The organism is uncultured Corynebacterium sp. (assembly GCF_902782855.1).
GTDB lineage: Bacteria > Actinomycetota > Actinomycetes > Mycobacteriales > Mycobacteriaceae > Corynebacterium.
This window is the reverse complement of sequence record NZ_CACZOO010000293.1, coordinates 1-4183: the sequence shown is the minus strand read 5'-3', so window position 1 is coordinate 4183 and position 4183 is coordinate 1. Positions and strand designations below refer to the sequence as shown.

Sequence of the window (4183 nt, the reverse complement as noted above, 5' to 3'; positions counted from 1 at the left end):
GAGCGCGACTACTTCCTCGAGCGCCGTTACCCGGCCTTCGGCAACCTGGTCCCGCGCGACATCGCCTCCCGGGCGAACGCGCAGCAGATCAACGCCGGCTACGGTGTCGGTCCGAAGAAGAACTCGGTCTACCTCGACCTCACCCACGCCATCAGGAACCTCGGTGAGGACGTCATCCGCGAGCGTTACTCCAACCTCATCCAGATGTACGAGGAGGCCATCGGCGACGACGCGTACAAGACCCCGATGCGTATCGCCCCGACCTGCCACTACACCATGGGTGGTCTGTGGACCGACTTCCACGAGATGACCTCGATCCCGGGGCTGTTCTGCTCCGGTGAGTCCTCCTGGATGTACCACGGTGCGAACCGGCTGGGCGCGAACTCCCTGCTGTCCTCCTCCGTCGAGGGCTGGTTCACCCTGCCCTTCACCATCCCGAACTACCTGGCCCCGCTGCTGGGCACGGATGTCCCGGACGAGAACTCCGAGGCGGCCAAGGCCGCGCTCAAGCGCACCGAGGACCGTCTCAACCGGATCCTCAACATCCGTGGTCCGAACCCCCACGGCGCGGAGTACTACCACCGCCAGCTCGGTGAGATCCTCTACCGCTGCTGCGGTGTGGCCCGCAACGTCAAGGACATGCAGGAGGGCATCGACGAGATCCGCGCGGTCCGTAAGGACTTCTGGGAGAACGTCTTCGTCCCCGGTGGCGCCGACGAGATGAACCAGCAGCTCGAGTACGCGATCCGCGTCGCCGACTACCTCGACCTCGGTGAACTCATGTGCGTCGACGCACTCGACCGCGACGAGTCCTGTGGTGCCCACTACCGTGAGGACCACCTCGACGAGGAAGGCGAGGCGAAGCGCGACGACGACAACTGGTGCTTCGTCTCCGCATGGGAGCCCGCGGGCGACGAGAAGTTCATCCGGCACTCTGAGCCGCTGTACTTCGACCGCATCCCGCTGATGACAAGGAACTACAAGTAATGAAACTGCATCTTGAAATCTGGCGGCAGGCGGACCGCAACACCACCGGGCACTTCGAGTCCGTGGACGTCCCGGACGCTGTCGAATCCATGTCGATCCTGGAGCTTCTCGACCACGTGAACTCCGGCTACGTCGAGGCCGGCAAGGAGCCCTTCGCCTTCGCCTCCGACTGTCGCGAGGGCATCTGCGGCACCTGCGGCCTGCTGGTCAACGGTCGTCCGCACGGCCCGGACCAGAACAAGCCGGCCTGCCAGCAGCGCCTGTTCAGCTACAGCGACGGCGACACCCTGCGCCTGGAGCCGATGCGCTCGGCCGCCTACCCGGTCATCAAGGACATGGTGGTCGACCGGTCCGCCCTGGACCGCGTCATGGAGAAGGGCGGGTTCGTCTCGATCGTCGCCGGCACCGCTCCGGACGCAGACAGCCTCCTGGTGAACCACCACGACGCCGAGCTCGCGCTCGACCACGCGGCCTGCATCGGCTGCGGTGCCTGCGTCGCCGCCTGCCCGAACGGTGCCGCGCACCTGTTCACCGGCGCCAAGCTGGTCCACCTCACGCTGTCCCCGCTGGGACGCATGGAGCGCGGCCGTCGCGCCAAGGCCATGGTCGACGAGGTCGAGGGCACCTTCGGCCCCTGTTCCCTCTACGGCGAGTGCGCCGACGTCTGCCCCGCGGGCATTCCGCTGACGGCCGTCGCCGCGATCACCAAGGAACGCGCCCGGGCCGCACTGCGCGGCAAGGACGACTAGACCGGTCCGTCACACCGCCCCCGCCACACCCGTGAAGGGGGGAGGACGCCGCCCCCGCCCACCGTCGCTTCGGTGGTCCGGGGCGCGGTGCCCTAGGATTGTCGGTATCCACACCGATGAAAGAGGAAAGCATGTCTGCCAACGGCACACTGGAGGTCAAGAAGTCCGGCGGTCTCGATCCCGAGCACCTGGGCTACCGGGAGGGGTTCGTCCCGTCCTCGTTTGACGCGCCCCACTCGTCACTGCAACGCGCGGCCACCTGGATCGGCATGGGCCTGATCCTCGTGTCACTGGCCGGCTTCGGCACTTTCGTGTACGGCTTCGGCGCCGCGTCGGACACCACCTCTCCGATGGCGGACGACGGCACGCTGATCGGCATCATCGGTCTCGTCGTCGCCGTCGTCGTCGCCTGCGCCGGTTTCTTCTCGGTGCATGTCGGTCGCTCGAACTACCGGGCCTACAAGCAGGCCACCGGTCGGATGCAGTAGAAGCAGCACCCGGCACCTCCACCCCGCCGCCCCCTCCCCGCCTGATCTGCGGGGGTGGGGGCGTCGTCGTGTCCCGTGGTGTCGTGTCCCGTGGTCCCGTGATGTCCTGTTCCCCCGGGAGGTTCCTGTGCGGCTGTCGTGCGGTTCCGGTGCGCTTCCGGTGCGCGGGTGGGGGCCGGTACAGGGACGCCGCACCCTCGGGCACCGGACACGACAGCGGCGGACGGACGGCTGTGGGGGATACTGGGGAGGATGAGCACCGCACCCGACACCCCCGCCGACAGCTCCGCAGCCGTACCCGCCGACCCTCCGGGCACCGTCCCGGGCCCGTCGCCTGAGACCGAGGCCGAACGACGTGCCGATCTGCGCCACCACAAGAGAATCGCCACGGGCCTGCTGATCCTCGCCACGGTGATCTACCTCGCCTGCCGGTGGCTGGAGGCCACCGGCCGCGATGCCGGCTGGACCGGCTACGTCCGCGCCGCCAGTGAGGCCGGCATGGTCGGCGCCCTGGCTGACTGGTTCGCCGTCACCGCCCTGTTCCGCCATCCGATGGGCATTCCGGTGCCGCACACCGCCATCATCAAGCAGAAGAAGGACCAGGTCGGACACGCCCTCAGCGCGTTCGTCGGGGAGAACTTCCTCAACGCGACCCTCATCTCCCGTAAGCTCTCCGAGGCCCGCATCCCCGGGCGCGCCGCCGACTGGGTGCTCGACCGGGGCGGGGCGGAGCGCACCGGTGCGGAAGCGGCACGCCTTGTCGACCTGGTTGTCAACGGCGTCGATCCGGGCGAGGCGGAACAGCTGCTGCGTACCCTGCTGCTCGACAAGGCGGCGGAACCCGCCTGGGGGCCGCCGCTGGGGCGGGGCCTGGAACAGCTCATCGCCGAAGGGCGCGTCGAGCCGGTGGTCGACGCCGTCGTCGTGTGGTTGGACGACAAGGCGAACTCGAGTGGGGATCTCGTCGCCCGGCTGGTCGACGAGCGCACCCCCTCCTGGGCGCCGCGGTTCGTCCGTGATCTCGTGGGCGACAGAGTGCAGAAGGAGCTCATAGCCTTCACCGGTGACGTCCGGGCCGACCCTGGACATGAGGCGCGCCACGCTATCCGCCGCTTCCTCCTTCAGCTTGCCGAGGACCTCCAGCATGACGCGGCCATGATCACCCGTGTCGAGGGGCTCAAGGCCGATATTCTCGGCTCGGCACCGGTGCAGGGGCTGCCGGCGTCGGTGTGGGAGAGTGTGCGCGCCACCCTGACCGAGATGGCCCGCGACCCGGGGTCCCTGCTGCGCCGGAAGATCGTCGAGTGGGTCACCGGGTTCGCCACCCGTGTCCGCGAGGACCCGGCGCTGCGTGCCGACCTGGAACGGCGCATCGTCGGGGCGGCGTCCTACCTGGCGGAGAACTACGCCGGCGAGGTCACCGGCATCATCGGGGAGACCGTGGAACGGTGGGACGCCGACGAGGCGTCGGACCGCATCGAGCTGATGGTCGGTAGGGACCTGCAGTTCATCCGGGTCAACGGCACGGTCGTCGGTTCGCTGGCCGGACTGGCGATCTACACGCTCTCGGAGCTGGTCTTCAGTCTGTTCTGAGTGCTGTGCTGAGCACGGCGGCGCGCCACGGTAGGGTTGGGCACCATGGACAACCCGGTGCTCTACGGCTTCACCGCCCTCAACTATCTGCTGCTGTTCATCCAGCTGGTGATCGTCGTCCTGGCGGTCGTCGGTGCGGTGCAGACCGCGATGACCAGGGAGGACGCCTTCTACGTCATTGACCGGAAGAAGGCGAACTGGATCGGCGCCCTGGCCGGTTCGGCGGCTGCGATCCTGCTGCTCGCCCCGCTCGGGGTGCAGTTCGTGTGGATCATCGGCGCAGTCGTCGTGGGTGTGTACTGGCAGGACGTCCGCCCGGGGATCCGCGAGGTCCTGGGGAACGCCCAGTGACCGGTCCGGTGCCCG

The 4183-nt window shown here is 68.4% G+C and carries 5 protein-coding genes; all 5 read left to right on the top strand.

The window, feature by feature from the left end; all coding sequences use genetic code 11:
* Nucleotides 1-987: FAD-binding protein (locus tag QZV72_RS12085; RefSeq protein ID WP_297008813.1), on the top strand; the 987-nt coding region annotated here is incomplete at its 5' end.
* Nucleotides 987-1736 carry a succinate dehydrogenase/fumarate reductase iron-sulfur subunit gene (locus tag QZV72_RS12080; protein ID WP_297008811.1) on the top strand — a complete coding sequence of 250 codons (750 nt, stop codon included), beginning with the start codon at nt 987-989 and terminating at the stop codon, nt 1734-1736. The genes QZV72_RS12085 and QZV72_RS12080, both read left to right, overlap by 1 nt.
* A gap of 131 nt (nt 1737-1867) precedes the next feature.
* Complete coding sequence (locus QZV72_RS12075) at nt 1868-2224, top strand: hypothetical protein (protein ID WP_297008808.1); 357 nt, start codon at nt 1868-1870, stop codon at nt 2222-2224.
* 252 nt (nt 2225-2476) lie between these two features.
* Nucleotides 2477-3817 (top strand): DUF445 domain-containing protein, encoded by a 1341-nt coding sequence (locus tag QZV72_RS12070; RefSeq protein ID WP_297008806.1) that lies wholly within the window; start codon nt 2477-2479, stop codon nt 3815-3817.
* A gap of 45 nt (nt 3818-3862) precedes the next feature.
* On the top strand, nt 3863-4168 hold the full coding sequence (locus QZV72_RS12065) for a DUF2516 family protein (protein ID WP_297008804.1): 306 nt from the start codon (nt 3863-3865) through the stop codon (nt 4166-4168).
* The last annotated feature ends 15 nt before the right edge of the window (nt 4169-4183 follow it).